Below are 1095 nucleotides of genomic sequence, written 5' to 3'. Positions count from 1 at the left end.
ACCAATTAGCAACAACAACTACAGATGCTAACGGTAACTATTCATTTACAGATTTAGATCCAAATGAAGATTACAAAGTAGAGTTCGAAGTACCAACAGGATACGAATTATCGCCAGCTAACCAAGGAGGTAATGATAGTAACGATTCAGATGCTGGATCAAACGGTAGAACATCTTGTATCGATTTAGAGCCAGGAGAGAATGACCCAACGATAGATGCAGGTATTTATTTACCATCAGCATCCTTAGGAGATACAGTATTCTTAGATGAAGACGAAGATGGTATTCAAGATCCAGGAGAAGAAGGTGTTGCAGGTGTTACAGTAAACTTATTAGATTGTAATAACAACCAATTAGCAACAACAACTACAGATGCTAATGGTAACTATTCATTTACAGATTTAGATCCAAATGAAGATTACAAAGTAGAGTTCGAAGTACCAACAGGATACGAATTATCGCCAGCTAACCAAGGTGGCAATGATAGTAATGATTCAGATGCAAATGCAAACGGTAGAACATCTTGTATCGATTTAGAGCCAGGAGAGAATGACCCAACGATAGATGCAGGTATTTATTTACCATCAGCATCCTTAGGAGATACAGTATTCTTAGATGAAGACGAAGATGGTATTCAAGATCCAGGAGAAGAAGGTGTTGCAGGTGTTACAGTAAACTTATTAGATTGTAATAACAACCAATTAGCAACAACAACTACAGATGCTAATGGTAACTATTCATTTACAGATTTAGATCCAAATGAAGATTACAAAGTAGAGTTTGAAGTACCAACAGGATACGAATTATCGCCAGCTAACCAAGGTGGCAATGATAGTAACGATTCAGATGCTGGATCAAACGGCAGAACATCTTGTATTGATTTAGAGCCAGGAGAGAATGACCCAACAATAGATGCAGGTATTTATTTACCATCAGCATCCTTAGGAGATACAGTATTCTTAGATGAGGACGAAGATGGTATTCAAGATCCAGGAGAAGAAGGTGTTGCAGGTGTTACAGTAAACTTATTAGATTGTAACAACAACCAATTAGCAACAACAACTACAGATGCTAACGGTAACTATTCATTTACAG

1 protein-coding gene is annotated in these 1095 nt (G+C 37.4%); it reads left to right on the top strand.

Going from position 1 to position 1095, the window contains the following annotated elements:
• Nucleotides 1-1095, top strand: a 1095-nt coding sequence (locus HNV08_RS16205) for an SdrD B-like domain-containing protein (protein ID WP_173282408.1), incomplete at both ends; no start/stop codon positions are given.

The sequence above is a fragment of the Winogradskyella eckloniae genome (assembly GCF_013249045.1).
GTDB classification, from domain to species: Bacteria; Bacteroidota; Bacteroidia; order Flavobacteriales; family Flavobacteriaceae; genus Winogradskyella; species Winogradskyella eckloniae.
The sequence above is the reverse complement of the archived record's forward strand: the minus strand, read 5'-3'. Positions and strand labels throughout refer to the sequence as shown.